Raw genomic sequence first — 23,899 nt, forward strand, 5'->3', positions numbered from 1 at the left:
CTACTCCTTTATCTTGGGGGTCGTTGCGCGAGCCCGAAGACCCGCTCGGCGTTGCCGTGCAGAAAGTCGCGTCGAGCCTCGTCTTCCAGACCGAGTTCGTCAAGGCCCGCCAGGGCGTGCGCATGAGCGATCATCGGGAAGTTGGTGCCGAACAAGACTTTGCGTCGTCCGGTGCCAGTCTTCATGAATCGGATCAACTCGTGCGGCAGCCGCTTGATCGTGTAGGCCGACGTGTCGATGTAGACGTTTTCGTGTTTGCGCGCCACCGCGACCATCTCTTCTGTCCACGGGTAGCCGACGTGACCGCAGACGATCACCAGCTCCGGGAAGTCCAGGGCCACTTGGTCGATGTAGGGGATCGGGCGGCCGGTCTCCGATGGCCGCAGCGGGCCGGTGTACCCGACTTGGGTGCAGAACGGAACCCCCGACTCCACGCACTCGGCGAACAGTGGGTAATAGCGGCGATCGGTGGGCGGCGCCTCCCACAACCAGGGCACCACCCGCAGACCGACGAACCCCGAAGCGACTCGGCTTCGCAGCTCGCGAACCGCGACCATCGGACGGTCCAGGTCTACCGCCGCCAGCCCGGCGAATCGCTGCGGGTGCAGATCGACCCACCCCGCAACCTCGTCGTTAGACACCAGATCCTGACCATTGGGACCACGCCACGCGCTGAGTAGACCGAACTCGACGTCGGCGGCATCCATCGATGCAATGGTCGCCTCGATGGGGATCTGGGCCTCGGGGATCGAGCTGTCGGTCCAGCGGCGCAGCGAGGCCAGCATGTCGCTGCGCAGGAATCGCTGAGTCGGATGCTGCATCCACGCGTCGATCGTCATCGCACTTCAGACTCTAACGCCCCGCGAGGGTGGGTGATTTCGACAGGTGAGGCTAGGCAGCGAGAACGGCGCGCGCCACCACATCGGTCCGCTGGACGTGGCCACCGCCGAAGAGCACCACGTGCGCCAGCAGCGGGTAAAGCTGGTGCAGTCCGATGCGGCCACGCCAGCCGGGCCGCAGCGGTCGCAGCTGCTGGTAGCCGGCGAGGATGGCTTCGTAGTGCGCGCAGCCGAACAGTGCGAGCATCGCCAGATCGGATTCGCGATGGCCGGCATGCGCGGCGGGGTCGATCAGCACCACCCCGTCGGGTGTCCACATCACGTTGCCACCCCACAGATCGCCGTGTAGCCGGGCCGGCCGATCGTCGTCGTCGAAATCACCTGCGCGACAACGTGTGATGACGGATTCGATGGTGGCGCGGGTGGGGGCGCCAAGGCGCGGCGCGGCAAGCTCGGCCATCGGCGCCAGGCGCTCCTGAGCATAAAAGTCGCCCCAGTGTTGGTGCCGCGCCAGCGACATCGGCAGTGGCTGCGACAACGGCCCGAAGAATCCCGGCCCGTCCCAGCCCTGCGGCCCCGCCCCGAACGCCGGGGCGCCCGCATCGTGGGTGATGGCCAGTCGGCGGCCAAAATCGTGCGCCGCCGCAACGCTGGGGGCCACGGATTCCAGCCGCCGCAGCGTCAGACTCGTCTGGCCCACCGAAACCACCGGCACACATGCGACACCGCCGTCGACATCGGAAAGCCATCGCAGGCCTGCCGCTTCCCACGCGAAATAACCGGCGGGCGCACCCGAGTGCTGCTTGACGAAGTCGCTCACACCGCGTCGCGCATCATGCGCTCACATGCGCGGCGTGCACATCGTCGGCGGGCCGCGCCTCGGTCTGCTCCTTGGCCCAGCGGTAGTCCGGCTTGCCCGCGGGTGAACGCTTGACCTCGTCGACGAACCAGAGGCTGCGTGGCACCTTGTATCCCGCGATCGCGCTGCGCACGAAGCCGTCCAACTCCGCCAACGACGGACGAGAGCCCGGCCTGGGCGCCACCACGGCCGCCACGTGCTGGCCGTAGCGCGGATCCGGCACACCGACCACCAGGGCGTCGAACACATCGGGGTGGCCCTTCAACGCCGCCTCGACCTCTTCGGGGTAGATCTTCTCGCCGCCGCTGTTGATCGACACCGAGCCGCGTCCCAGCATGGTGACCGTCCCGTCCGCCTCGACCATTGCGTAGTCGCCGGGGATCGCATAGCGAACACCGTTGATGGTCTTGAAGGTCTCGGCGGTCTTCTTCTCGTCCTTGTAGTAGCCGACCGGGATGTTGCCCTTCTTGGCGATGATGCCGCGCACCCCCGAGCCAGGTTTGACCTCGTTGCCCTCCTCGTCGAGTACCACGGTGCGATGGTCGATGGTCACCCGCGGACCACCGGTGGTGGCCTGGCCGGCTCCCACGATGCTGGTGCCGCCAAAGCCGGTCTCCGACGAACCAATTGAGTCGGTGATGACCCGATTCGGCAGCAGCTCGAGCAGCTTCTCCTTGATGCTCGGCGAGAACAGCGCCGCGGTGCTGGCCAACAGGAACAACGACGACAAGTCGTAATCGTTGTCCTTCATCAGCGCGTCGAGCAGCGGACGCGCCATCGCATCCCCGGTGAAGAACAGCAGATTGACCTTGCGGTCGCTGATGGTGCGCCACACCTGGTCCGCGTCGAATTCCGGCGCCAGCACGGTGGTTTGACCGGAGAAGATCGACATCCAGGTAGCCGACTGGGTAGCGCCGTGGATCATCGGCGGAATCGGGTAGCGGATCATCGGCGGATTCGCGGCGGCGGCTTTGGCCAGATCGTATTCGTCCTTGATGAATTCGCCGGTTGCGAAGTCGGTTCCGCCGAACAGCACCCGGTAGATGTCCTCGTGACGCCACATCACGCCCTTGGGGAAGCCAGTGGTACCCCCGGTGTAGAGGATGTAGATGTCATCGGCGCTGCGCTCCCGCTGCAGCTCGGCGAAGTCTCGCTCGGGCGAGCCGTCGGCAATGGCCGAGTAGAACTCCACACCGCCGTAACGCTGGTAGTCCTTGTCACTACCGTCCTGCACCACCAGGATCGTCTTGACGTTGGGGGTGTCCGGCAGCACGTTGGCGACTCGGTCCGCGTACTGACGCCCGTGGACCAACGCCACCATGTCGGAGTTGTCGAACAGGTACTTCAGCTCCCCCTCGACGTAGCGGAAGTTGACGTTGATCAAAATGGCGCCCGCTTTGATGATGCCGAGCATCGCGATGACAATCTCGATGCGGTTTCGGCAGTAAAGGCCGACCTTGTCGCCCTTGCGCACCCCCTGGTCGATGAGGTGGTGCGCCAGTCGATTGGCTTTTTCCTCCAGCTGGGCATAGGTCAGCTGCTCATCGCCGCAGATGAGGGCTACACGGTCAGGCACAGCGTCGATGGCGTGCTCGGCTAGATCGGCAATATTCAGGGCCACGGCCACCAAACTAGAACGTGTTACATTTCTTGACAAGCGAATGCCCGATGCCATGCGAAAGGCGGTGCTCGTGGCCCCGAATACTTCCGAGACGCCAGCAAACGGGGAGTCCGGACCAGACGCGCTGGTGGAGCAGCGCGGGCACACCCTGATCGTGACGATGAATCGCCCGTCCCGACGTAACGCGCTTAGTGGCGAAATGATGCAAATCATGGTCGAGGCCTGGGATCGCGTCGACAACGATCCCGACATCCGCTGCTGCATCCTGACCGGCGCGGGCGGCTACTTCTGCGCTGGGATGGACCTCAAGGCGGCGACCAAGAAGCCGCCGGGCGACTCATTCAAGGACGGCAGCTACGACCCGTCGCGCATCGACGCGCTGTTGAAGGGCCGCCGGCTGAAAAAGCCGCTGATCGCCGCCGTCGAGGGCCCCGCGATAGCCGGCGGAACCGAGATTCTGCAAGGTACCGACATTCGCGTCGCCGCCGAGAGCGCCAAGTTCGGCATCTCGGAGGCCGAGTGGAGCCTGTACCCGATGGGCGGCTCGGCGGTGCGGCTGGTCCGCCAGATCCCCTACACGGTGGCCTGCGATCTGCTGCTGACCGGACGGCACATCACTGCCGCGGAGGCCAAGGAGATGGGGCTGGTGGGCCACGTCGTGCCCGACGGCCAGGCGCTGACCAAGGCGCTGGAAATTGCGGAGATCATCGCGGCCAACGGGCCTCTTGCGGTCCAGGCGATCCTGCGCACCATCCGCGAAACCGAGGGCATGCACGAGAACGAGGCGTTCAAGATCGACACTCGGATCGGCATCGAGGTGTTCTTGTCCGACGACGCCAAAGAAGGTCCGCAGGCGTTCGCGCAGAAGCGCAAACCCAACTTCCAGAACCGCTGATCTCCCGCTCGGCGTGCTCAGCTCAGTGGCCGGCTGGGAGTGAAGACGACCGGCATGGACTCCAAGCCGCTGACAAAGTTCGCCGGCCGCAGCGGCAACCGCGAATCCTGATCGGCCAGCCTCAAGTCAGGCAGCCGCTGCACCACCCGAGCGGTCATCAACGACAGCTCCAACCGGGCCAGCTGATTGCCCATGCAGAAGTGGGTACCGAAGCCGAAAGCCAAATGGCTGTTCGGGTTTCGCTGGATGTCGAGCTTCTCCGGGTCGGTGAACACCGCCTCGTCGAAATTGGCCGACTCGAACAGCAGCATGATCTTTTCGCCCTCGCTCAACGCGGTCCCGTGAAACTCGGTGTCCGCGGTCAGCATTCGGCACATGTTTTTCACCGGCGCGGTCCAGCGCAGCATCTCTTCGATGGCGCCCGGCAGCAACTCTCGGTCGCTTTGCAGCAGGTCCCACTGGTCGCGGTTGCGCAACAGTTGCTCGCTTCCGCCGCTTAGCGTGTGCCTGGTCGTCTCGTCGCCGCCGATCAGAATCAGCAGCGTCTCCATGACCAGTTCGTCGTCGCTCAGCCGCTCACCGTCGACTTCCGAACTGACCAACACGCTGACCAGGTCGTCGGTAGGCTCGGCGCGGCGCGGCGCGATGGTCGCCCGGGTGAAGTCGTTGTAGGCGGCGAAGGCGTCGATGGTGACCTGGAAATCCTCTTGTGACACATGGGAACTGAGGAATGTCACCAGATCGTCTGACCACCTCAGGAACATCTCTCGCTGTTCGGGGAGCACCCCGAGCATGTCACCGATGACCGCCATCGGCAGCGGCGCGGCCAGGTCCCGCACGAAGTCGCATTCTCCGCGCTCACAAACCGCGTCGATTAGCGTGTCGCACAGCTGGGCGATCGAGTGCTCTTTGTCTTTGACCCGCTTGCGGGTAAAACCCGCGTTAACCAGCTTGCGCCGCAACAGATGTGCCGGGTCGTCCATGTCGATCATCATCGGCAGCGCGTCCTGATCGGGACGGATGCCGCCGGCGTTAGAGAACAGTTCGGGCTGCCGCTCGGCATCGATCACGGCCTGATAGGTGGACGCGGCAGCCAGACCGTTGCGGTCACGGAAGACGGGCTGATTGGCCCGCATCCACCGATATGCCTCTCGCGCTTGCCTACTGGCGTAGAAGTTGCCGTCGGTCAGGTCGACGTCGGGTTTGATCAACGGCTTAGTCATCGCCATTCCTCCGCATTACAGTGAGCCTTATGCCCGTCTCTCAACACACCATCGCCGGCACTGTGCTCACCATGCCGGTGCGCATCCGCACAGCCAATCTGCACTCCGCGATGTTCTCGGTTCCCGCCGTGGCGGCACAACAGCTCATCGACTACAGCGGGCTGCGGGTGTGCGAATACCTGCCCGGCAAGGCGATGGTGATGCAGATGCTGGTGCGCTATGTCGACGGAGACCTCGGCCGGTACCACGAGTACGGCACCGCGGTCATGGTGAATCCGCCGGGCGTCCAAACACGTGGACCGCGAGCGCTGGCCAAGGCCGCGGCGTTCATCCACCACCTGCCGGTCGACCAGTCGTTCACCCTCGAGGCCGGGCGCACCATCTGGGGCTTCCCGAAGATCATGGCGGACTTCAACGTCCGCGAGGGCAAGAAGTTCAGCTTCGATGTCAGCGCGGACGGGCAGCTGATCGCCGGCATCGAATTCAGCAACGGCGTTGCGGTGCCCACCCGGGGCGCGCAGGTGCTCCAGACCTACTCTCACCAGGACGGGGTCACCCGGGAGATTCCGTGGGAAACGCGAATCACCGGAATGCGCGCCCGGCTGGGCGGTACACGTCTGCATCTGGGTGAGCACCCCTACGCCAGGGAACTTGCTTCGCTGGGGCTGCCCAAGCGTGCGCTGGTTTCCCAATCGGCAGCCAATGTGGAGATGACGTTCGGCGACGCGCACGCCATCTGAAGTCAACCCCACCGGGCCAATCTAGAACGTGTTCTAATCACCTGGCAAGAACCGCGTGGATCAGCCTCCAACAAGTCCGGCGAGCTCGCGGACCTGCTCAACGCTGCGGGCGCTGACCACCATCATGGTGACACCGGCGGCTTCCCAGACCTCGATCTGCTTACGCACGTAGTCGGCGTCGCCGACGATCACGGCGTCATCGACCAGCTCGTCGGGGATGATCTCGGCGGCCTCGTCCTTGCGGTTGGACCGGAACAATTTGGTGACGTCGTCGACCACTTCCGCGTAGCCCATCCGGCGGTAGACGTCGGCGTGGAAGTTGGTGCCCTCGGCTCCCATTCCCCCCATGTAGAGAGCCACGAACGGTTTGATGGCGGCGAACGTCGCCGGCCGGTCCTCGGTGACCACTATCTGCGCCGTCGCACAGATCTCGAAGTCCGCGCGGCTGCGCCGGGCGCCGGGGCGGGCGAATCCCTCGTCCAGCCATTCGTTGTACATGTCGGCCATCCGGGGCGTGTAGAAGATGGGCAACCAGCCGTCACAGATCTCCGCGGCCAGTGCGACGTTCTTCGGCCCCTCGGCACCCAGCATGATCGGGATATCCGCACGCAATGGGTGGGTGATGGGCTTGAGCGCCTTACCCAGGCCGGTTGTCCCGGCACCCGTCAGCGGCAGCGGGTAGTGCGGGCCGTCGCTGGTCACCACCCCTTCCCGGGCCCACACCTGGCGCAGGATGTCGACGTATTCACGGGTGCGGGCCAGTGGTTTGGGGAACCGCTGCCCATACCAGCCCTCCACCACCTGGGGACCGGACACGCCCAATCCCAGAATGTGCCTGCCACCACTGAGGTGGTCGAGGGTCAGCGCCGCCATCGCGCATGCGGTCGGAGTACGCGCGGAGAGCTGGATCACCGAGGTGCCCAGCCGCAGCCGCTGGGTCGAGGAACCCCACCAGGCCAAGGGTGTGTAGGCGTCCGAGCCCCACGCCTCGGCGGTGAAGACGGCATCGAATCCGGCTTCCTCGGCCGCGGCGACCAACTCCCCAGCGTTCTCGGGGGGCTGCGCGCCTCAATACCCCAGCTGCAATCCGAGCTTCATCGCTGCCTCTCTCAGGGCCCCAAGAAAGCCCTAGTTGAAACCGTTCTTAGAACCTGTTCTACTCGAAGGCGTGACAGCCAGTTCGAGCGGCCCGACCCTGATCGATCACCCTGAGCCGCCCCTCTCCGCGCCGTTGACGTTGTCCTTCGACTACACCCGTTCGGTAGGTCCCACCCTCGGTGAGTTCTTCACCGCGTTGCGCGAGCGCCAGATTCTGGGAGTCCGTGGATCCGACGGCAGGGTGCACGTGCCGCCGGCGGAGTATGACCCGGTCACCTACGAACCGTTGGGCGAAATGGTACCGGTGTCGGCCGTCGGCACAGTCGCGTCCTGGACCTGGCAGCCGGAGCCGCTACCGGGGCAGCCGCTGGACCGCCCGTTCGCCTGGGCACTGATCAAGCTCGACGGCGCGGACACCCCGCTGCTGCACGCCGTCGATGCGGGCGGGCCGGACAAGATCAAGACCGGCGCCAGGGTCCACGTGCACTGGGCCGACGAGACGGTGGGCGCCATCACCGACATCGCCTATTTCAAGCTGGGCGAGGACGCCGAGCCGCCCGGAGAACCGAGTGAGCAGGATCCGGTCAAGATGATCGTCACGCCGGTGTCGCTGACGATTCAGCACACCGCCTCACACGAGGAAAGCGCCTACCTCAGGGCCATCGCCGAAGGAAAACTGCTCGGCGCGAGGACCGGCGCGAAGGGGAAGGTTTACTTCCCGCCGCACGGGGCCGATCCGGCCACCGGCCAGCCGACCACCGAGTTCGTCGAACTGCCGGACCAGGGCACGGTGACCACGTTCGCGATCATCAATATCCCGTTCCAGGGTCAGCGCATCAAGCCGCCCTACGTCGCGGCCTACGTGCTGCTCGACGGCGCCGACATTCCGTTCCTGCACCTGGTCGCCGACATCGACGCCAACGAAGTGCGGATGGGTATGCGCGTCGAGGCGGTGTGGAAGCCCCGCGAGGAGTGGGGATTCGGCATCGACAACATCGAGTATTTCCGGCCGACCGGGGAACCGGACGCCGACTATGACACCTACAAACACCACCTGTAAAGGGCTCACCCACACATGAGTGATCGCAATGTCGCGGTCGTCGGCTTTGCCCACGCCCCGCATGTCCGCCGCACCGACGGCACCACCAACGGCGTCGAAATGCTGATGCCCTGCTTCGCGCAGCTGTATGAGGATCTGGGCATCACCCAGTCCGACATTGGCTTCTGGTGTTCGGGATCCTCGGATTACCTAGCCGGAAGAGCATTTTCGTTTATCTCTGCGATCGATTCGATCGGCGCCGTGCCGCCGATCAATGAATCCCACGTGGAGATGGATGCGGCCTGGGCGCTTTTCGAGGCTTACATCAAGATCCTGACCGGCGAGGTCGACACCGCGCTGGTCTACGGCTTCGGCAAGTCCTCGGCGGGCATCCTGCGCCAGATCCTGTCGAGGCAGACCGATCCCTACACCGTTGCGCCACTGTGGCCGGACTCGGTGTCGATGGCGGGATTGCAGGCCCGCCTCGGCCTGGATTCCGGCAAGTGGACCCACGAGCAAATGGCTCAGGTCGCCCTCGACTCGTTCGCCCGCTCGCAACGAAACGACTCCGAGAAGCCGGCCAAGAGCATCGACGAGCTGCTCGCCCGCCCGTTCTTCAACGACCCGCTGCGACGGCACGACATCGCGCCGATCACCGACGGCGCGGCCGCGATCGTCCTGGCCGCCGATGATCGCGCTCGGGAGCTACGCGAATCGCCAGCGTGGATAACGGGTTTCGAGCACCGCATCGAATCGCCGTCGCTGGGCGTGCGCGACCCGACCGTCTCGCCGTCCACCGCCGTCTCAGCCAAGGCGGCCAGCGGCGGTGACACCGGCATCGACGTCGCCGAGATCCACGCCCCGTTCACCCACCAGCATCTGATCATCGCCGAGGCGATCGGGCTCACCGACAAGACGAAAGTCAACCCGTCCGGCGGAGCGCTGGCGGCCAACCCGATGTTTGTCGCCGGCCTCGAACGCATCGGCTTTGCGGCGCGACACATTTGGGACGGTTCAGCCGGTCGCGTGCTAGCACACGCCACCAGCGGGCCAGCGCTGCAACAGAACTTGGTCGCGGTCATGGAAGGGAACAACTGATGGCCGGAGCCCGAGCACAGCTGGCCGCGGTACTGGGTACCGGGCAGACCAAGTATGTCGCCAAGCGCCAAGATGTCTCGATGAACGGCCTGGTGCGCGAGGCTATCGATCGGGCGCTGCAAGATTCCGGGTCGACGTTCGACGACATCGACGCCGTCGTGGTCGGTAAGGCGCCCGATTTCTTCGAGGGCGTGATGATGCCGGAGCTGTTCATGGCCGATGCCATGGGCGCCAGCGGCAAGCCGCTGATCCGGGTGCACACGGCGGGCTCGGTGGGCGGGTACACCGGTGTGGTGGCGGCCAGCCTGGTCCAGTCCGGCAAGTATCGCCGCGTGCTGGCGATGGCGTGGGAGAAGCAGTCGGAGTCCAACGCCATGTGGGCCTTGTCGATTCCGATTCCCTTCATCAAACCGGTCGGCGCCGGCGCCGGCGGCTATTTCGCCCCACACGTGCGCGCCTACATCCGCCGCTCCGGAGCTCCGTCGAACATCGGCGCAATGGTCGCGGTGAAGGACCGGCTCAACGGCAGCCGCAACCCGCTCGCACATCTACAGCAGCCGGACATCACCCTCGACAAGGTGATGCAATCACCGATGTTGTGGGACCCGATCCGCTACGACGAGACCTGCCCGTCGTCGGACGGCGCCTGCGCCGTGGTGATCGGCAATGAGGAAATCGCCGATGCGCGCGTTGCCGATGGGCACCCGGTGGCATGGATCCACGCGACCGCACTGCGCACCGAACCGCTGGCATACTCCGGACGCGACCAAGTCAGCCCCCAGGCCGGCCGTGACGCGGCCGCGGCGCTGTGGAAAGCGGCCGGAATCACCAGTCCGATCGATGAGATCGATGCCGCCGAGATCTATGTCCCGTTCTCCTGGTTCGAACCAATGTGGTTGGAAAACCTTGGGTTTATGCCCGAGGGCGAGGGCTGGAAGCTCACCGAGGCCGGTGAGACCGCGATCGGCGGGCGGTTGCCGGTGAACCCGTCCGGCGGCGTGCTCTCATCCAACCCCATCGGCGCCTCGGGGTTGATTCGTTTCGCCGAGGCGGCTATCCAGGTGATGGGCAAGGGCGGCGATCACCAAGTGCCCAATGCCCGGAAAGCCCTGGGTCACGCATACGGCGGCGGCTCGCAGTATTACTCCATGTGGGTGGTGGGGGCCGACAAGCCATGAGTCCGATGAAATACACCGTCAGCATCGCGATGGGCCCGATCGATGAGCTGATCGGCATCGCCAAGACCGCCGAGGAAGTCGGATTCGACTCGATCGCGTTGCCGGATTCCCTGTTCTACATGGAGAAGGCCGCCGCCGACTATCCCTACACCCCCGACGGTTCGCGGATGTGGAACCAGGACACACCGTGGGTAGATCCCCTGATCGCGGCCGCCGCGATGGGGGCGGCCACTTCGAAGCTGCGCTTCTACACCAATGTGCTCAAGCTCGGGTCCCGCAATCCGCTGCTGCTGGCCCGTCAGGTCGGCTCGGTGGCCAACCTGACCAACAACCGCTTCGGCTTCGGTGTCGGGATCGGCTGGGCGCCGGAAGAGTTCGAGTGGTGCGGTGTTCCGTACCGGCGCCGCGGCGCGCGAGTCGACGAGATGATCGACGTGATCAAGCTGGTGCTCGGTGGCGGCATGGTCGAGTTCCATGGCCAGTTCTACGATTTCGATCGCCTGCAAATGAGCCCGGCCCCCAGTGAGCCGGTGCCGTTTTACGTCGGTGGGCATACCGACGTGGCGCTGCGTCGCGCAGCCCGCATCGGCGACGGCTGGACCAGCGCGATGATGACCGGTGAGCAGCTGGCCGAAACCATCGGAAAGCTCAACCAACTGCGCGCCGAATATGGGCGAGCCGAGCAACCATTCGAGTTTCAGGCGGTGTGCATCGACAAGTTCGGAGTGCAGGGCCACCGCGAGCTCGCCGAGGCCGAGGTGACCGACAACATCGTCATACCGTGGGTCTTTGACGGCTTGGGGTTCGACGCGCCGCTGGGCAAGAAGCAGGACTCGATGAAGCGCTTTGCCGATACGTATATCCACTCCGGGTGGCAAGCCGCGTGAGTTCCACACATCCCGCTCACGAAGCCGGCCGCAGATCCCGGGAAGCGGTCACGGCCCGCAACAAGCAAGCCTGGCTGGCAGTGTTCGCCGACGACGCGGTCGTCGAAGACCCCATCGGCCCGTCCGCCTTCGATCCCGAGGGAAAAGGTCACCGGGGCCGTGCCGCGATATCAGCCTTTTGGGACAAGGCGACCGAGCCCACCACCAGAATCGAGTTTTTCTTCCGCGACACTTACCAGTGCGGCCAGGGCTCCGGCGTTGTTGATTAGCAGGCTTGTGAGCTGGGTTGATGATCTTTGGTGCCGCGCTATTGGGGCCGGAGTGTAGGCACGGGCTATCTGGAGAACGATCGAGTTGGTTACTGTTCGTCGTTGGTCTGGAGTTGCCCGTGCCTACCGTTTCAGTATTGCGTGTGTCGTCGGTTCCAGAGGTGTTCGACCGCTGGAGTCCTGGTGAGCGCAGCGAGCTCATCGGATCGGAGTTTCTCGATGTGTTGGCCTCGGTGCCAGACCCGAGGGGCCCACGCGGTCGGAGGTATTCGCTGATGGCTTTGTTGGCGATCGCGGTTCTGGCCACTGCCGCGGGGATGCGCGGCTATGCTGGTTTTGCCACATGGGCGGCCACCGCTCCCGATGATGTGTTGGCCCAATTAGGGGTCCGGTTCCGGCGGCCCAGTGAGAAGACCTTCCGCGCTGTTTTGTCTCGGCTAGACCCCGCCGACCTCAACGCCAGGATGGGCAGTTACTTCACTGCACACGTGGCCAGCAGCGACCCCAGTGGATTGGTGCCGATCGCGTTGGACGGCAAGATGCTGCGTGGTGCTTTACGCGCCAAAGCGACAGCCACGCATCTCGTGTCGGTGTTCGCCCACCGTGCCCGATTGGTGCTCGGTCAACTCGCTGTCGCCGAGAAAAGCAATGAAATTCCCTGCGTACGTGCCCTGCTCACGCTGCTGCCGGGTAGCTTGCGGTGGCTGGTCACCGTGGATGCGATGCATACCCAGGTCGTCACCGCGAAGTTGATCTGCGCCACCTTGAAGTCGCACTACCTGATGATCGTCAAGTCCAACCAAGCCAAAATACTTGCGCGTATCACCGCGCTGCCCTGGGCCGAGGTGCCCACAGCCGCTACCGACGACTCCCGCGGCCACGGCCGTGTCGAGACCCGCACCCTGCAAATCATCACCGCTGCACGAGGAATCGGCTTCCCCTACGCAAAACAAATCATCCGGATCACTCGTGAACGCTTGATCACCGCCACCGACCAGCGCAGCGTGGAGGTGGTCTATGCCATCTGCAGCCTGCCGTTCGAGCACGCCCGCCCTACCGCGATCATGACCTGGATGCGTCAACACTGGGGAATCGAGAACAGCCTGCACTGGATACGCGACGTCACCTTCGACGAAGACCGTCAAAGGGCACATACCGGAAACGGCGCACAGGTCCTAGCAACGCTACGCAACACCGCGATCAATCTGCACCGCCTCAACGGCGCCGACAACATCGCCGAAGCCTGCCGGATCACCGCTTTGACCGCCAACCGCCGCCTAGACCTCCTCAATCCACAATTCCCCAGCTCACAAGCCTGCTAATCAACAACGCCGGAGCCCTGCCAGTGCGGCAACGAGGAGGCCAACGTCGGCCACATCCTGATCACCACCGGTGACTACCAGGTCACGGCGGAAGGTGTGTTCACCTACAAGGCCAACGACGCGGGACAATTGGTGGCCCTGCGCGCCTACTGGGAGATGGACCGGGCCGCCGCGACCACCAGAAAGGCTTAGCCGGCCGCGCCAGCGCCCCCATTTAGGCATCGCACCGGGTATGCCGACTGAGGTACGGTCTTGGGGTTGCGATCACCGAAGGTGGTGAAGGAGTCGCCCCATGGCGGGTGTCGGGTTCAGAATGTCGCCGCGGAAATGGGCAAGAGCCGCGATGGCCGGTGGCGCGGTAATAGTCGTGGCGATTCTCGCTGTCAGCGCCTATTTGATCGTCAAACCATCCGGCAAAACGCCCTCCGATCAGCTCGACCGGTCGGCCGCCAGTGTCGCGGCCCAACCCACCCAGACCACCCTGCATTTCAACCCGTCCGGCCCCGCTGCGGTGGCCGTGGACAGTCTCGACACGGTGTACGTCGCCGACTCGGGCAATAGGCTGGTGCAGAAACTCACCACCGGATCCAGCAAACCGGTCACGGTTCGGATCGGCGAGCCGATAACGCCGGGCGGTGTTGCGGTCGACCGCCACGACGTCGTCTATGTGATCGATGAAGCCGCCAACCGGGTATTGAAGGTGCCGGCCGGCTCCACAACCCCGGTCGAACTCCCGTTCACGGGCCTTGCCGACCCACACGGTTTGGCCTTCGACAGCGTCGACACCTGCTACGTCGTCGACCACGTCAACAACAACGTGCTGAAACTGCCCGCGGGCTCGACCACCCCCAGCGAACTCGGCTTCACCGGCCTGGACCGTCCCTACGATGTGGCAGCAAACAACGTCGGTACCGTCTATGTCACCGACAGCGGCCACAACCGGGTATTGGCGCTGGCCACGGGTGCGACACAGCCGGTAGAACTCCCGTTCACCGGCCTCAATTTCCCGGCTGGCGTAGCGGTGGATCTCAACGGCAACATCTATGTGGCCGACCTGAACAACAACCGGGTGGTGCGGCTGGATGCCGCTACGCACGAACAGACCGTCCTGCCTTTCGACGATCTCTTTTCCCCGACCGACGTCGCGGTGGACAACCACGGTTCTGTCTATGTGATCGACTACCACGACCGGGTGCTGAAACTGCCCGCACAGTCCAACAGCCACCATGAGCCCTGACGAATTCGACTGGTCGGCAATGCCGTTGACTACGGCATCGATCCGAATCGGTTCCAGCCCCGCCCGATGCCGCGCGGCAAGGTCGCGATACGGCGCCTGGCCTGGACCAGCTAGCGCCTGCGACCCAGCTCACACATCGCACCGGGCATGCCGATCGGGTACTGTCTTGGCGTTGCGATGACCGGAGGAGGCGAAGGAGTCGGCAGATGGCGGGTGTCGGATTCGGGGCGTCGCCACGCAAGTGGCGAAAGCTGGCGATTACCGGTGGCGCGATAGTCGTCGTCGCGATTCTCGCGGTCACCGGCTACCTGATCTTCAAGCCATCGGGCCAAGCGCCGGTCAAACGGGTCGACCTATCCACCGCCGCCGACCAACCCGCCCAGATCAAGCTGCATTTCCACCTGGCAGATCCGGACGGGGTCGCCCTGGACAGTTTCGATACGGTCTACGTCGCCGACTCGGGCAATATGCTGGTGCAGAAGCTGCCTGCCGGATCCAACACCCCGTCGGCGTTTCCGATCTCGGCCAAGATAGTTCCGGGCGGCGTAGCGGTGGACCGTCACAATGCCGTCTATGTGATAGACGCAGCTACCAACCGGGTACTGAAGGTTCCGCCCGACTCCACCATCCCGATCGAGCTCCCGTTCACGGGCCTTGCCGACCCACACGGCTTGGCCTTTGACAGCGCGGACACCTGCTACGTCGTCGACCACGTCAACAACAACGTGCTGAAACTGCCCGCTGGCTCGAGCACACCCAGCGAGCTGGGTTTCACCGGCCTTGACCGTCCCTACGATGTGGCAGCCGGCAACGCCGACACCGTCTATGTCACCGACAGCGGACACAACCGGGTGGTGGCGCTGGCCGCAGGCGCGACACAGCCGGTGGACCTCCCGTTCACCGGCCTCAACTTCCCCGCTGGGGTGACCGTGGACCTGAGCGGCAACGTCTATGTGGCCGACCTGAACAACAACCGGGTGGTGCGGATGGATGCCGCCACACACGAACAGTCCGTGCTGCCTTTCAAGGATCTCTTTGCCCCGACCGACGTGGCAGTCGATAGTCAGGGGTCGGTCTATGTCATCGACTATCGCGACCGGGTGCTGAAACTGCCTGCGCAGTCCAACAGCCGCCACGCTCGCTGACGAATTCGATTGGCCTACAAAGCCCATTAGCCACGCACCGCGCGAATTGGCGTCCTGTACCAACCGCATCTGTGATACTCGTTGCAGGCGCAGGAGGTAAATCATGGCGGTCGTTGTCAGCCCGGCGATCCTGGCAACGACGAGCGACAAGGCGCTGACCATCGGGTCACTGATCCGCGAAGCCAACAGACTGGCGGAATTCGCCACCACCCAGCTTGCGCCCGCGGCCGGTGACGAGATCTCGTTAGCAGTTGCGACATTGTTCGCCTGTTACGGCCAGACGTATCAAACGCTCGGCATCGCGGCCGCGAGGTTTCACGACGAGTTCGTGGGCAACCTGCGCGCGGCCGCGACGTCCTATGCCAGCGCCGAGGCCACCAACGTCTCGCTCGCTCACGACCTGCTGAACACGGTGAACGCACCCGCCCAGACGCTATTGGGGCGCCCGCTCATCGGCAACGGCGCTAACGGCGCGCCGGGCACGGGCGCAAACGGTGGCGACGGTGGGATATTGATCGGCAATGGCGGCAGCGGCGGGTCCGGCGCGGCCGGCTCGGTGGGCGGAAACGGCGGTGCGGCGGGGCTGCTCTGGGGCACCGCCGGAGCCGGCGGCGCCGGCGGTAGCGCCAACTCCGGAACCGGCGGTGCTGGCGGGATCGGCAGCGCCGCAGGACTTTTCGGAACAGGAGGCGCTGGCGGCGCGGGTGGCGCCGACGGCACCGCGGTCGGAGGCTCATTGACGGCCAACGGTGGGGCAGGCGGGGCCGGTGGCCTCGGCGGCATGCTGTTCGGCACCGGCGGGGCCGGCGGGGCCGGTGGCGTCGCCCAGCTGGTTGCCGGCACCGGTGGGGACGGCGGCCATGCCGGACTGTTCGGCACTGGCGGCGCGGGCGGCGCCGGCGGGCTCTCCCTGGCGGGCGGAGGGGCGGGCGGTGACGGCGGCGTCGGTGGCGGCGGCGGATGGCTGTTCGGCGACGGCGGGGTCGGTGGAATCGGCGGGAATCTACTGGACAACGACGCCGGGGTCGACGGGGTCGGCGGCGCGGGCGGGGCCGGCGGTGCCGCGGGCTTGGTCTTCGGTGCCGGCGGGGCCGGCGGCCACGGCGGAAGTGCGATAAACGCCAACGCCGGATCTGGCGGTGCCGGCGGCGCCGGTGGCGCCGGCGCGTTGTTCGCCGGTAATGGTGGGGTGGGCGGCACCGGCGGGAATTCGCTCGGGACCGGTGGCGGGATGGGTGGGGCCGGCGGCCAGTCTTGCGTGTTCGGTGACGGTGGCGCCGGCGGGACCGGCGGAGACTCGGTCAACATCGCCGGGACCGGTGGCGCCGGCGGCGCTGCCTGGCTGGTCGGCGCCGGTGGCGCGGGCGGTGTCGGCGGGTTCGGTGACCTGATTGGCGGTGCCGGCGGCAACGGCGGTGCCGGCGGTGCACTTGTCGGCGACGGCGGTGCCGGCGGTGCCGGCGGGATTACCGCGCTGTCCGGCAATGCCGGCGGGGACGGCGGCAATGGCGGCAAGGCCGGGCTGATCGGCTCCGGTGGTTCGGGCGGCGCCGGTGGGCAGGCCCTGCAGCCTGGGAGCACCGGCGGCACCGGCGGGGCCGGCGGCAACGCACAGTTGATCGGCAACGGTGGCAACGGTGGCAATGGCGGGTCGGGCCAACCGGATAACGGCAACGCCGGCGCGGCCGGGGCCGGTGGCCTGTTGGCCGGCCTCAACGGGACACCGGGGCTGAACTAACCGGGGTTAGAGCGGCTCCAGCCCGGCCATGTGTCGCGCCGCCAGGTCGCGATAGGCCTGCGGATTGACATTGACCCACATCTCCGCGCCGGTTCCGGCAATCGGTCCCTTCACCTTGGCCGGTGCCCCGGTGACCAGCATTCCCTCCGGAATCTGAGTGCCGCCCACCACCAACGAATGCGCGGCGACCAGACAGCGCGCGCCGATCACGGCACCGTCGAGAACCGTTGCGTGGTTGGCGATTAGCGCCTCAGCTCCGACGTGAACGCCATGAATCACGCACAGGTGCGCCACCGTTACGCCCGGGCCGATGTCGACCGGGATGCCTGGCGGTGCATGCAACACGGACCCGTCTTGCACATTGGCGCCCTCCCGTATCACGACGGGCGCGTAGTCGCCTCGAAGCACGGCGTTGAACCACACCGACGCGCCCGCCTCGACGGTGACGTCGCCGATCAGCGTCGCGGTTGGCGCTACGAACGCGGTGGGATCAACGCGCGGGGAGCGACCCTCAAACGAAAATAGCGGCATCGTTTACATATACCGCAACATGCATATGCCGTGGCCAGACTCGCCGTCGTTGCACTCCCCCACCCCAAAACTGTAACGTGTTCTAGTTAGAGACAGTGATCTGGAGGTTACGGGTGAGTACCGACACAACTGCCGTCGGCGTCCGGGAGATCGACGCCGGCATCTTGCCGAACAGGTATGCGCGCGGCTGGCATTGCCTGGGCGTTGCCAAGGACTTCATGGACGGTAAGCCCCATGGAGTGGAGGCGTTCGGCACCAAGCTGGTGGTGTTCACCGACTCGCACGGGGACCTGAAGATCCTCGACAGCTATTGCCGGCACATGGGTGGTGACCTGTCGGAGGGCACCATCAAGGGCGACGAGGTGGCCTGCCCGTTCCACGATTGGCGCTGGGGCGGTGACGGCCGCTGCAAGTTGGTGCCCTACGCCAAGCGCACGCCCCGGATGGCGCGCACCCGGTCGTGGACGACGGATGTCCGTGGTGGGCTGCTCTTCGTCTGGCACGACCACGAAGGCAACCCACCCGACCCCGCGGTCCGCATCCCCGAGATTCCCGAGGCCGCGAGCGATGACTGGACCCAGTGGCGGTGGAACCGGATTCTCATCGAAGGCTCCAACTGCCGCGACATCATCGACAACGTCACTGACATGGCGCACTTCTTCTACATCCACTTCGGGCTGCCGACCTACTTCAAGAACGTCTTCGAAGGCCACATCGCTTCGCAGTATCTGCACAACGTCGGGCGCCCCGATGTTGACGATCTCGGGACCGCTTACGGTGAAGCACACTTGGATTCGGAAGCGTCGTATTTCGGGCCGTCGTTCATGATCAACTGGCTGCACAACAGCTACGGCGGGTACAAGTCCGAGTCGATTCTGATCAACTGCCACTACCCGGTGACCCAGGACTCATTCGTGCTGCAGTGGGGTGTCATCGTCGAAAAGCCCAAGGGCATGGACGAAAAGATGACCGACAAGCTGTCGCGGGTGTTTACCGAAGGTGTCAGCAAGGGCTTCTTGCAGGACGTCGAGATCTGGAAGCACAAGACCCGCATCGACAATCCCCTGCTGGTCGAAGAAGACGGCGCCGTCTATCAGATGCGGCGCTGGTATGAGCAGTTCTACGTGGATGCCGCCGACGTCACCCCGGAGATGGTGGAACGCTTCGAGATGGAAGTCGACACCACCCGCGCCAACGAGTTCTGGCGAGCCGAGGTCCAACAGAATCTGGAGACAAAGAAACTCCAGGAGCAGCAGGCCGAATCGGTGCCCGACGACGTGCCCGCCGAGCAACACTGACGGCCATGGCAGCACCGGACGATCAAGAGGTCCCCGACGTCGATCAACTCGCCAGGTCGATGCTGCTGCTCCTCGGTGACCATCATGATCACCAGGAATCCTCCGAACAGCACCATGGGCGTCAGCCCTGTTCGAAGTCAAGGGATTTCACCAACGACCCGCAGCGCGGCGCGGCGGTTCGCCAAGCCAGTCTCGCCGATCGCGAACGCTATCTCACGGCCGGATTGCAGCCGGTGGATTGCCGGTTCTGCCACGTTACCGTCACCGTCAAGCAACTCGGTCCGGGCCATACCGCGGTGCAGTGGAACACCGAGGCAGCACAGCGGTGCGCTCATTTCGCCGAAGTCCGGCGATCCGGCGGGGATACCGCGCGCACCAAGGCCTGCCCTAAGATGACCGACAGCATCCAGCACGCCATCGCCGAAGGCGTGCTGGTGCAACATGATCCAGACTAATCGTCAGAACCCGGCGAACCGCTCCTTGACAGCTTCGGCGGTCAGGCCGTAGTCGGCCAGCGAGTACCTATGCTTTGGCGCGCGCTCACCGGTCTGACTCTCGGCGTGGATCTTTGCCATCGCCGCTCGAGCCTCATCGGTCAGTGTCAGGCCAAAGTGCCGATAGATGTCGGCCACCGTCCCCATCGGGTCGGCAATCAGATCCCGATAGTCGACGTCGTAGAACTGCGCTGGGTCGTAATTGGTTCGGGCGGAATCGAACCGCTGCAGGCCGCGCGACCAGGTCTCCATTGCGTCGGCACCGATCTGGGCGCCGACGAAGTTCGTCGACCAGCCTTCGGAAGTGTGCTGGGCCAACGAGCACATCGAGGCCATGATCGTCTCGACCGGGCGGTGGGTCTGTATCACCAGCGCGTCGGGATAGCTGGCCATCAACGCATCCAATGCGAACAGATGACTGGGATTCTTTAGCACCCAGCGTTTTTCGGCATCGTTGAGCCCGATGAGCTGAAGGTTTTTCCGGTGCCGTTGATACGACGGTGTCCAGTCTTGCTTTGCCAGCCACTGCGCATAGCTGGGCAGGTGGGCGAGGGTCTCATACGACACCGAATGCAACGACTGCCGCAGTAGCTGCCAGCACTCCTCCAGCTCGTAGGCGGCCATGAAGTGCAGGCCGGTATAGCCGGGATTGTCCTTGTGGTGCTGGGTGAACTGGGCGTCGAGCTGGCGGTAGAACGGGTTTGTCTCCCATGTCTCGCGGGGCGGGCGCGGCTGCGGAAACTCGGCCAGCCACATGTGTAGACCCTGGTGGGCCGGGTCGGCACCAAGCAGTCGGTGCAACGCCGTGGTGCCGGTCCGCACCAGGCCGGTCACGAAGATGGGCCGCTGGATCGGCACTTCGGCATATTGCGGGTACTGCTTCCATGCGGCTTCGGACAGCAGCCGGGCAACCAGGGCGCCGCGCAGGAAGAATCGGTTCATCTTGCTGCCCAGCACGGTGAGTCCGGCCTCGCGCCGATAGGAGTCCAGCAGCACCTCCAGCGCTTCACGATAGTTGTCCTGGTCACTGCCAAAATCGTCCAGCCCGACCAGTTTGGTAGCCGATGCATGCAGCTCGTCGACGGTTCCGACATCGGTGCGATCGGCCATCAGGTGTGGTACTCCCCGCAGTTGACGTCCAGGGTCTGCCCGGTGATGCCGCTGGACAGGTCGCTGGCCATGAACAGGATCGCCGACGCCACCTCGTCCTCGGTCGGGAGTCGCTTGAGATCACTCTGCGCGGCCGTGGCTTGGTAGATCTGCTCCACCGTGGTTCCGTACTTGCCGGCCTGGTGCTCGAAGTAGCCCTGCAGCGTGTCACCCCAGATGTAGCCCGGCGCAACGGAATTTACCCGAATGCCCTTCACACCGAGTTCCGCTGCCAGCGAGTGTGACATCGCCAGCAATGTCGACTTAGCCATCTTGTAGGCGCCGAACTTGGGCTGCGAGTGCCGTAGCACCATCGAGTTGACGTTGACGATCGAACCATTGGTTTCGGCCAGCGCCCGGGTGAAGCCCGCAATGACGCGCAGCGCCCCCAGCGCGCTCAGCTCGACCGCATCCCGAATATGTTGAAATGTGTTCTCGGCCAACGGTTTCATCGATGGCACCCGAAACGCGTTGTTGACCAGCACGTCGATCTTCCCGTATGCCTCGAGCGGGGCATCGACCAGGTTGCTCACCTGATCGTCGTCGGTGATGTCGGCGCGAACCGCGATGGCTTGTCGCCCCTTGTCGATGATCTGCTTGGCAAGTTCATCGAGGCGATCGCCACTGCGGGCGGCCAGCACGAGGTCGGCCCCCTCGGCCGCGCACCGATGCGCCAGGGTGGTCCCCAGTCCCGGCCCCACTCCGCTGATGACAAGGGTCTTTCCGTCAAGTAAACCTGGCATCACCGTTTCCTATTCAACCCAGCATCCTGGCTGCAATTTGTTTTTGGCGCAGTGCAATTCGCGCGCGCCAGTCTTCTTCGGAAATCTTGTTGTGCTCCAGATACGGCAGCACGGATCCGACCGCGTCGAAGTCCACCAACTCCACACTCGGCCCGTCAGCGTCAGTGAGCTGCCGCGACACCCGCTGCCAACGGAACTGCAGGAACCCGCGCCGGTGACCGAGGGTTTCCACCCAGTTGGTTACGCCGGGATTGCGGTCGGCCACCACAATGCGAACCTTGCCGTCCGGATCCGCCTGGGCTTGAGAGTTGTTCAGGGAGGTCTGATGGTTGATGTAGTCCAACGAGATGTACCACATGCTGCCGAGCTGAAAGCCCAGATAGGGGGCGTCACTCACCGGCACCGTGATCACCAGCGCCTGGTCGGGGCGAAGGTCGAAGTGTCCGGCCGAGGAATACTGCGTGGCCAGCCCCCCAGGGGTCAACCGGGGCGCCACCATGGTGTTGACCGGGATGTTGAGATAAAACCACTGCGGAAACTGCAACCACGTCTTCACCCGGTCCACCAGCTGCTTTCCCGCGACGGTGTAGCGCTTTTGCATGGTCTCCCGGGTCAGCGGGGGCGGCGCGGTGCCGGCGGTATCCAGCCTGGAAATGGCTAGCGTGCCGCGCTGCGCGGACCAGTCCGCATAGACCTCCCGGATCACCAGTTGCCCGTTGCTGGTCGGCCGGAGCCGCCATTGAAAGCTGCCGTCCGACGCGATTTCGAGTTCACGGTCGTCGAAAGCGGCCTGACTGACCGGCACGTTGTCGTCGGTGTACTCACCCCCGAGCAGCTGGAAACTCAGGTCGGTGGTGGTGCCCCGGTTGCCGATGACGACGTAGTCACGGTCGGCATGCACCCGCGTGCCGAAGTAGAGGGTGTCGGGGTTATCGAAGCCCATCTTGCTGAACGGACCGGTACCCGACTGCAGGAAGGGGTGATCACGCTCGTAGTCGAAGGCCAAATGCAGGCAGCCAGCGATGCAGCCGGCCAGATATTGCAGTCCTTCGAGCAGGTCGGCTTCGGTTTCGATGTGTGGTGCCGCCGTGACCAATTTCTCGGCTTCGGCAATCGCCTCGGTCAGCGGTTGCGAGACAGGTTGCAAGACAGGTTGCGAGACGGGATGGGAGGACACGACTTCGACGCTAGAACGTGTTCCTATTTTGAGTCAATGGCGAACATTTTGCGGCGTAGCGGCGCTGCCCACCAACGAAGCCAGCTCACCTCACCGACCATCGATTTTCGGGCTCGATCGCCGCCCCCAGCGCGTCGCGCCTGGCGCCAACAACATCGGAAGCTTTGTTTAACACACCCGCAATTGACCGCTGCGTACCGTGGCTGCATGCGCCGCGACCCGCCGCGAACGATGGGCGTCGAGGAGGAGTTTCACCTTGTCGACCTGAGGTCCAGGCGCCTGACGACACGCGCCCCGGACCTGCTCGCGAAGCTTCCGGAGGACTACGTCGCCGAACTTCAAAGCTGCGTCGTCGAGACCAACAGCGGCATCGTCGACGGCCTGGACGCGCTGCGCGCCGACCTGCTTCGGCACCGGCGGTTGTTGGTGGACGCGGCCGACGAAATCGGCGTGGGCGTGGTGGCCGCCGGCGCCGTGCCACTGTCGGTACCCGCCGAGCTTCAGATCACCCAGACTCCCCGCTACCTGCATATGCTCGCCGACTACCAGCTACTCGCCCGCGAACAGCTGATCTGCGCCACCCATGTGCACGTCGGCATCGATGACCGCGACGAAGCGATCGCCATCGCCAACCTCCTGCTCCCCTGTCTGCCGACGCTGCTGGCCCTGTCGGCCAGCTCGCCGTTCTGGGCCGACGGGTCGGACACCGGCTATGCCAGCATGCGCACGCTGGTATGGCGACGATGGCCGACGACCGGCCTGGCCGCCCCGGTGCAGTCGGCAACCGAGTACGACGCGCTGGTCAAGGCATTGATCGCCAGCCAGGTGATCACCGACTACGGCATGATCTACTTCGATCTCCGGCCGTCCAGCCACGCGCCCACGCTAGAACTGCGAGTGTGCGACAGCTGCCCGTCGGTGGACACCATCGTGCTGGTCGCCGGACTGTACCGGGCCGCCGTCGCTCGGGAGGCCGAAGCGATCCGCGCCGGCACCCCCGCGCCGGCGTTTCCCTCGACGGTGGGCAGCGCGGCGCTCTGGCGTGCTGCCCGCTCGGGGCTCGAGGGCGACCTCGTCGACCTCACCGGGCCCGTCCCGGCGAGCCGACCGGCCGGGGACGTGGTCAACGATCTGGTGTCCTCGCTGCGACCGCAGCTCGAAGCCAGCGGCGACTGGGAGATGATCGGCGAACTGACCCGCCAGACCCTGCTCTCCGGTACGTCCTCGGCTCGGCAGCGGCGGGCGCTGCGCCGCCGCGGCCGCCTCACCGACGTCGTAGATCAACTCATCGCCGAGACCGCTGGGCGCGTCAAGCCCAC

21 protein-coding genes and 3 pseudogenes are annotated in these 23,899 nt (G+C 65.0%); 15 read left to right on the forward strand and 9 right to left on the reverse strand.

Annotated elements, in window-relative coordinates:
* Positions 1-8: 8 nt before the first annotated feature.
* Genes MPSD_RS25680 through MPSD_RS25690 form a run of 3 tightly spaced genes read right to left on the reverse strand, consistent with a single transcriptional unit; the run spans position 9 to position 3,325 of the window.
* On the reverse strand, positions 9-839 hold the full coding sequence (locus MPSD_RS25680; RefSeq protein WP_020785753.1) for an amidohydrolase family protein: 831 nt from the start codon (positions 837-839) through the stop codon (positions 9-11).
* 52 nt (positions 840-891) lie between these two features.
* On the reverse strand, positions 892-1,659 hold the full coding sequence (locus MPSD_RS25685; RefSeq protein WP_020785752.1) for a fructosamine kinase family protein: 768 nt from the start codon (positions 1,657-1,659) through the stop codon (positions 892-894).
* Positions 1,660-1,672: 13 nt separating this feature from the next.
* The gene (locus tag MPSD_RS25690; protein ID WP_020785751.1) at positions 1,673-3,325 is read right to left on the reverse strand and encodes an acyl-CoA synthetase; all 1,653 of its coding nucleotides are present in this window, start codon (positions 3,323-3,325) and stop codon (positions 1,673-1,675) included.
* A 46-nt stretch (positions 3,326-3,371) separates the two neighbouring features.
* Between MPSD_RS25690 and MPSD_RS25695 the strand changes: the two genes are divergently transcribed.
* Positions 3,372-4,214, forward strand: a complete 843-nt coding sequence (locus MPSD_RS25695) for a crotonase/enoyl-CoA hydratase family protein (protein ID WP_015357366.1) — start codon at positions 3,372-3,374, stop codon at positions 4,212-4,214.
* A 17-nt stretch (positions 4,215-4,231) separates the two neighbouring features.
* On the opposite strand, the gene MPSD_RS25700 is transcribed toward MPSD_RS25695, so the two are convergent.
* Positions 4,232-5,437, reverse strand: coding sequence for a cytochrome P450 (locus MPSD_RS25700; RefSeq protein ID WP_086085388.1), 1,206 nt, complete (start codon positions 5,435-5,437; stop codon positions 4,232-4,234).
* A gap of 29 nt (positions 5,438-5,466) precedes the next feature.
* Between MPSD_RS25700 and MPSD_RS25705 the strand changes: the two genes are divergently transcribed.
* Positions 5,467-6,177: an acetoacetate decarboxylase family protein gene (locus tag MPSD_RS25705; RefSeq protein WP_086085381.1), complete on the forward strand. Its 711-nt coding sequence runs from the start codon at positions 5,467-5,469 to the stop codon at positions 6,175-6,177.
* Between the two features lie 60 nt (positions 6,178-6,237).
* Here MPSD_RS25705 and MPSD_RS25710 read toward each other — a convergent pair whose 3' ends face one another.
* Positions 6,238-7,215 (reverse strand): LLM class F420-dependent oxidoreductase, encoded by a 978-nt coding sequence (locus MPSD_RS25710; protein ID WP_020785747.1) that lies wholly within the window; start codon positions 7,213-7,215, stop codon positions 6,238-6,240.
* A gap of 130 nt (positions 7,216-7,345) precedes the next feature.
* Here MPSD_RS25710 and MPSD_RS25715 point away from each other — a divergent pair, with 130 nt between their 5' ends.
* The 10 genes and pseudogenes from MPSD_RS25715 (at position 7,346) to MPSD_RS25765 (ending at position 17,188) form a co-directional block, all read left to right on the forward strand.
* Positions 7,346-8,335 carry a Zn-ribbon domain-containing OB-fold protein gene (locus MPSD_RS25715; protein ID WP_086085380.1) on the forward strand — a complete coding sequence of 330 codons (990 nt, stop codon included), beginning with the start codon at positions 7,346-7,348 and terminating at the stop codon, positions 8,333-8,335.
* A 15-nt stretch (positions 8,336-8,350) separates the two neighbouring features.
* Positions 8,351-9,412 (forward strand): thiolase domain-containing protein, encoded by a 1,062-nt coding sequence (locus MPSD_RS25720; RefSeq protein WP_086085379.1) that lies wholly within the window; start codon positions 8,351-8,353, stop codon positions 9,410-9,412.
* Positions 9,412-10,590 carry a thiolase domain-containing protein gene (locus MPSD_RS25725; protein WP_086085378.1) on the forward strand — a complete coding sequence of 393 codons (1,179 nt, stop codon included), beginning with the start codon at positions 9,412-9,414 and terminating at the stop codon, positions 10,588-10,590. Before MPSD_RS25720 ends, MPSD_RS25725 begins: the two co-directional genes overlap by 1 nt.
* A gap of 5 nt (positions 10,591-10,595) precedes the next feature.
* The gene (locus MPSD_RS25730; protein ID WP_086085377.1) at positions 10,596-11,477 is read left to right on the forward strand and encodes a TIGR03619 family F420-dependent LLM class oxidoreductase; all 882 of its coding nucleotides are present in this window, start codon (positions 10,596-10,598) and stop codon (positions 11,475-11,477) included.
* Positions 11,474-11,722 (forward strand): annotated as a pseudogene (locus tag MPSD_RS25735) (nuclear transport factor 2 family protein); the annotation flags it as partial. The gene MPSD_RS25730 and the pseudogene MPSD_RS25735, both read left to right, overlap by 4 nt.
* 143 nt (positions 11,723-11,865) lie before the next feature.
* Positions 11,866-13,068, forward strand: a complete 1,203-nt coding sequence (locus tag MPSD_RS25745) for an ISAs1-like element IS2404/ISMul1 family transposase (protein WP_420811934.1) — start codon at positions 11,866-11,868, stop codon at positions 13,066-13,068.
* A gap of 21 nt (positions 13,069-13,089) precedes the next feature.
* A pseudogene (locus MPSD_RS25750) lies at positions 13,090-13,260 on the forward strand (nuclear transport factor 2 family protein); the annotation flags it as partial.
* A 100-nt stretch (positions 13,261-13,360) separates the two neighbouring features.
* Entirely contained in the window at positions 13,361-14,305 is a 945-nt protein-coding gene (locus MPSD_RS25755; RefSeq protein WP_036426199.1) for an NHL repeat-containing protein, read from the forward strand.
* Between the two features lie 206 nt (positions 14,306-14,511).
* Positions 14,512-15,450, forward strand: coding sequence for an NHL repeat-containing protein (locus tag MPSD_RS25760; RefSeq protein ID WP_086085566.1), 939 nt, complete (start codon positions 14,512-14,514; stop codon positions 15,448-15,450).
* A 103-nt stretch (positions 15,451-15,553) separates the two neighbouring features.
* Positions 15,554-17,188: a PE family protein gene (locus MPSD_RS25765; RefSeq protein ID WP_086085567.1), complete on the forward strand. Its 1,635-nt coding sequence runs from the start codon at positions 15,554-15,556 to the stop codon at positions 17,186-17,188.
* 6 nt (positions 17,189-17,194) lie between these two features.
* On the opposite strand, the gene MPSD_RS25770 is transcribed toward MPSD_RS25765, so the two are convergent.
* Positions 17,195-17,719, reverse strand: a complete 525-nt coding sequence (locus tag MPSD_RS25770) for a gamma carbonic anhydrase family protein (protein ID WP_086085568.1) — start codon at positions 17,717-17,719, stop codon at positions 17,195-17,197.
* 113 nt (positions 17,720-17,832) lie between these two features.
* On the opposite strand from MPSD_RS25770, the gene MPSD_RS25775 reads away from it, so the two are divergent.
* Positions 17,833-19,017, forward strand: coding sequence for a 3-ketosteroid-9-alpha-monooxygenase, oxygenase component (locus MPSD_RS25775; RefSeq protein ID WP_012396539.1), 1,185 nt, complete (start codon positions 17,833-17,835; stop codon positions 19,015-19,017).
* Positions 19,018-19,022: 5 nt separating this feature from the next.
* Positions 19,023-19,472 carry a hypothetical protein gene (locus tag MPSD_RS25780; RefSeq protein WP_015357381.1) on the forward strand — a complete coding sequence of 150 codons (450 nt, stop codon included), beginning with the start codon at positions 19,023-19,025 and terminating at the stop codon, positions 19,470-19,472.
* A gap of 3 nt (positions 19,473-19,475) precedes the next feature.
* Here MPSD_RS25780 and MPSD_RS25785 read toward each other — a convergent pair whose 3' ends face one another.
* Genes MPSD_RS25785 through MPSD_RS25795 form a run of 3 tightly spaced genes read right to left on the reverse strand, consistent with a single transcriptional unit; the run spans position 19,476 to position 22,550 of the window.
* Positions 19,476-20,621 (reverse strand): sulfotransferase family protein, encoded by a 1,146-nt coding sequence (locus MPSD_RS25785; protein WP_012396541.1) that lies wholly within the window; start codon positions 20,619-20,621, stop codon positions 19,476-19,478.
* Positions 20,621-21,403, reverse strand: a complete 783-nt coding sequence (locus MPSD_RS25790) for an SDR family oxidoreductase (protein WP_020785741.1) — start codon at positions 21,401-21,403, stop codon at positions 20,621-20,623. Before MPSD_RS25790 ends, MPSD_RS25785 begins: the two co-directional genes overlap by 1 nt.
* Positions 21,404-21,416: 13 nt before the next feature.
* Positions 21,417-22,550, reverse strand: coding sequence for a hypothetical protein (locus MPSD_RS25795; RefSeq protein ID WP_020785740.1), 1,134 nt, complete (start codon positions 22,548-22,550; stop codon positions 21,417-21,419).
* A 237-nt stretch (positions 22,551-22,787) separates the two neighbouring features.
* Here MPSD_RS25795 and MPSD_RS29955 point away from each other — a divergent pair.
* Positions 22,788-23,882, forward strand: a pseudogene (locus MPSD_RS29955) (carboxylate-amine ligase); the annotation flags it as partial.
* Between the last annotated feature and the right edge of the window lie 17 nt (positions 23,883-23,899).

It is taken from the genome of Mycobacterium pseudoshottsii JCM 15466 (assembly GCF_003584745.1).
GTDB lineage: Bacteria > Actinomycetota > Actinomycetes > Mycobacteriales > Mycobacteriaceae > Mycobacterium > Mycobacterium marinum.

What these genes read in the sequence shown, in the direction of transcription:
- MPSD_RS25680 (WP_020785753.1), bottom strand. Translation starts at nt 839, where the DNA reads ATGACGATCGACGCGTGGATGCAGCATCCGACTCAGCGATTCCTGCGC.
- MPSD_RS25695 (WP_015357366.1), top strand. Translation starts at nt 3,372, where the DNA reads ATGCGAAAGGCGGTGCTCGTGGCCCCGAATACTTCCGAGACGCCAGCA.
- MPSD_RS25700 (WP_086085388.1), bottom strand. Translation starts at nt 5,437, where the DNA reads ATGACTAAGCCGTTGATCAAACCCGACGTCGACCTGACCGACGGCAAC.
- MPSD_RS25705 (WP_086085381.1), top strand. Translation starts at nt 5,467, where the DNA reads ATGCCCGTCTCTCAACACACCATCGCCGGCACTGTGCTCACCATGCCG.
- MPSD_RS25720 (WP_086085379.1), top strand. Translation starts at nt 8,351, where the DNA reads ATGAGTGATCGCAATGTCGCGGTCGTCGGCTTTGCCCACGCCCCGCAT.
- MPSD_RS25725 (WP_086085378.1), top strand. Translation starts at nt 9,412, where the DNA reads ATGGCCGGAGCCCGAGCACAGCTGGCCGCGGTACTGGGTACCGGGCAG.
- MPSD_RS25730 (WP_086085377.1), top strand. Translation starts at nt 10,596, where the DNA reads ATGAAATACACCGTCAGCATCGCGATGGGCCCGATCGATGAGCTGATC.
- MPSD_RS25755 (WP_036426199.1), top strand. Translation starts at nt 13,361, where the DNA reads ATGGCGGGTGTCGGGTTCAGAATGTCGCCGCGGAAATGGGCAAGAGCC.
- MPSD_RS25760 (WP_086085566.1), top strand. Translation starts at nt 14,512, where the DNA reads ATGGCGGGTGTCGGATTCGGGGCGTCGCCACGCAAGTGGCGAAAGCTG.
- MPSD_RS25765 (WP_086085567.1), top strand. Translation starts at nt 15,554, where the DNA reads ATGGCGGTCGTTGTCAGCCCGGCGATCCTGGCAACGACGAGCGACAAG.
- MPSD_RS25770 (WP_086085568.1), bottom strand. Translation starts at nt 17,719, where the DNA reads ATGCCGCTATTTTCGTTTGAGGGTCGCTCCCCGCGCGTTGATCCCACC.
- MPSD_RS25780 (WP_015357381.1), top strand. Translation starts at nt 19,023, where the DNA reads ATGGCAGCACCGGACGATCAAGAGGTCCCCGACGTCGATCAACTCGCC.
- MPSD_RS25785 (WP_012396541.1), bottom strand. Translation starts at nt 20,621, where the DNA reads ATGGCCGATCGCACCGATGTCGGAACCGTCGACGAGCTGCATGCATCG.
- MPSD_RS25790 (WP_020785741.1), bottom strand. Translation starts at nt 21,403, where the DNA reads ATGCCAGGTTTACTTGACGGAAAGACCCTTGTCATCAGCGGAGTGGGG.